Source organism: Caballeronia sp. NCF2, assembly GCF_023631205.1.
Classification (GTDB): Bacteria; Pseudomonadota; Gammaproteobacteria; order Burkholderiales; family Burkholderiaceae; genus Caballeronia; species Caballeronia zhejiangensis.
The window spans coordinates 1-2,650 of sequence record NZ_JALQDN010000109.1 but is presented as its reverse complement, the minus strand read 5'-3'; the positions used below and the strand labels follow the sequence as shown (position 1 = coordinate 2,650).

Sequence of the window (2,650 nt, the reverse complement as noted above, 5' to 3'; positions counted from 1 at the left end):
AAGAGGTGGCTGCGGGAATTCGGACAGCGGGATAAGTGGACCAGCCGAGGCCTGAGCCGGCGATAATGCAGGCAAAGGAACCGAGGACATGACGAAGAGAACCCGACGCACACTCAGCGGCGTTCAAAGCGAAAGTGGCGCTGGCTGCAGTCAAGGGCGAGCGCACGCTGGCCGAACTCGCGCAGCAGTTCGATGTGCATCCGAATCAGATCACGGAGTGGAAGCGGCAGTTGCAGGAGCGTGCAGCCGACGTGTTTGGGACGGCGGGCGTGGTATCGAACGAGCCGCCGGTTGATGTGAAGACTTTGCACGCCAAGATCGGCCAGCTTTCTCTGGAAAATGATTTTTCATATGGCCTGTTTTTGCAAGTAGGGCGAGCGTCGCCCTCGCTATCGCGATCTGGAGCGCCAAATGTATCCGACCTGGTTGGTAACGCGGCACGCGGGCTGTTTATCGACGATGGATCAAGCTCATATCCGCGGGCTGGTTACCGCATTTCATCTTTCCGTCACGGGGCTGCCTCGCTCTTAACCACGGAGATCACGCAGTCGCGCGCTCACAAAAAAATCTCGAGGGTTCCCCACATCGCGCCCGGTGCCGCGTTACCGATCAGGTGGAAGATAGAGGTTCGTCGATAGGAGCTCCGTACTGAAGAAGTCGATTGGAATTTATACGGCTGTTCAAGCTGGCTGCAGTCGCGTTCCGATATCCCAGATAAATCCGCATAGTTCGCGTGCGATTGCCGCACACGTCTTGTTCTGATGAAGACCTCGTGCCCGAAGCCGCCGAAATCTGTGGCAAAGCCGAACCTGTGCTTTCCATGCGACATCGATGATATGTCGAGGTTGTCCTTCAAGCCGAGGCTGAAGCGATTCACCGATTCTCGCGGGCAACCGATAATTCCACGCTGCCTCGACCAGTATCCTGCGAACGTGTGTGTTACCCGTCTTCGTCAGACCTCCGCGTTGCTTTGTGTTTCCGCTGGAGTGTTCCGATGGTACAAGTCCCAAGTAGCTCATGAATTCGCGTGGATGCGGGAAGCGTCGCAAATCGCCAAGTTCAGCGACAATAGTCAGTGCGGAAACAAAGTCAATACTACGCAGGGTCATTAGGCCTTTGATCGTTGGTAGCCAACGCCAAGTTTCAGCGTGGTCGCGCAACGACCGTGTGAGACGCTCGACAAGTTCAGTAGCAAACCGTACCGCCATTCGGTACTCAGTGAAGACGATGTGCTGAGCCGAATCCTCGAACTTGATCGTGGAAAGAAAGAGCTCATGCTTCGGTCCCCAGCGCGTGCCGGTGCAGGCATGACCATGGCGAAGCAGGAAGGATTTTAGCCTTTGGCGAACCCTGCGCAGGTCGGTCACCGCATCTTCGCGAGCGCGAACGAGGTCGCGCATGGCTTCATCCTGCGGTTCTGGAACGGTAACTGGAACAAGTTCGCCAGCCCTATGCAGTCTCGCTAACAGTAGCGCATCGCGACGATCCGTCTTGATCCTGTCAGCCGGCCGGCGGGCGACCCGCGATGGGGCCACCACCTCGCAGTGATAGCCCTGCTCGCGCAGTGCCCGGACCAACCCATACCCGCACGGGCCTGCCTCATAACAAACGCGGATCTCCGACGGTGCAGCGAGCTTTGAAAGCGCTTTGGTTAGCGAGACGATGCTGTAACGCGTCGTGCCCACGAACTGGGGATCGTCCCGAGCATGCGCCCGCGCGAATGCGATTGCAATTGAGTCTTTGTGCACGTCGAGTCCGACGTAAAACTTGACCTTGTCCATGACTGTCTCCGCCGTTCAGTGAAGGTCGTCCGATTATCGGGCGAACGCCTATGTCGCGACTCCCTGAAGGCCATCATGTCTTAAGCGGCGCGCTCAACAAGGCGGGATTGCTGAGCGCAAAGCGATGATTGACCGTGGCCATGCGTTGCCGGTTTCGCAGCAAGTCCGGTTGGTAGGCATTGCAAGGTCGAGCGCGTATTACCAGCCGCAACCGGTGAGCGAACTCGGCCATCGGTTGATGCGCCGCATAGACGAACTGCATCTGGAGTTTCCGTTCGCCGGAGCGCGGATGCTGGCGCGCCTGCTGCGGCGAGATGGCTTTGAGGTTGGCCGCCGCCGTGTGCGCACGCTCATGAAGCGTATGGGTGTGGAAGCGCTTTACTGCAAGCCGAACACAAGCCGACGCAACTCACAGCATAAGGTTTGGCCGTATCTGCTGCGCGGCATGAAGATAGAGCGCGCCAATCAGGTGTTCGCGCTCGACACGACATACATTCCCATGGCGCGTGGCTTCGTCTATTTGACGGCGGTAGTCGATTGGGCGAGTCGCAAGGTTGTTGCGCACCGCGTGGCCATTACGCTGGAGGCGATGCATGCCGTCGAGGCGCTGGAAGAAGCGTTTGCCCGCTATGGGCACCCTGACATCGTGAACACCGATGAGGGAAGCCAGTTCACGGCAGGCGCATTCACCGAGGCGGTACTGGGCCGAGGTATTCAACTGTCGATGGACGGCAAAGGCGCTTAGCGCGACAACGTATTCGTCGAGCGCGTATGGCGCAGCATCAAGTACGAAGAAGTCTACCTGAGGGCCTACGAGTCGGTCAGCCACGCCCGGCGCTCTATCGGCGATTACATCGAGCTGTACAACC

Annotated in this window: 1 protein-coding gene and 2 pseudogenes; 2 read left to right on the top strand and 1 reads right to left on the bottom strand. The window is 58.3% G+C overall.

Going from position 1 to position 2,650, the window contains the following annotated elements:
- Window positions 1–88 precede the first annotated feature (88 nt).
- Window positions 89–347, top strand: a pseudogene (locus NCS02_RS36085) (transposase); the annotation flags it as partial.
- Window positions 348–680: 333 nt separating this feature from the next.
- On the opposite strand, the gene NCS02_RS36080 reads toward NCS02_RS36085, so the two are convergent.
- The gene (locus tag NCS02_RS36080) at window positions 681–1,781 is read right to left on the bottom strand and encodes an IS110 family RNA-guided transposase (RefSeq protein ID WP_250508294.1); all 1,101 of its coding nucleotides are present in this window, start codon (window positions 1,779–1,781) and stop codon (window positions 681–683) included.
- A gap of 85 nt (window positions 1,782–1,866) precedes the next feature.
- Between NCS02_RS36080 and NCS02_RS36075 the strand changes: the two are divergent.
- Window positions 1,867–2,650 (top strand): annotated as a pseudogene (locus tag NCS02_RS36075) (IS3 family transposase); the annotation flags it as partial.

Excerpts from the sequence above, each read along its gene's own strand:
- NCS02_RS36080 (WP_250508294.1), bottom strand. The coding sequence starts at position 1,781 with ATGGACAAGGTCAAGTTTTACGTCGGACTCGACGTGCACAAAGACTCA.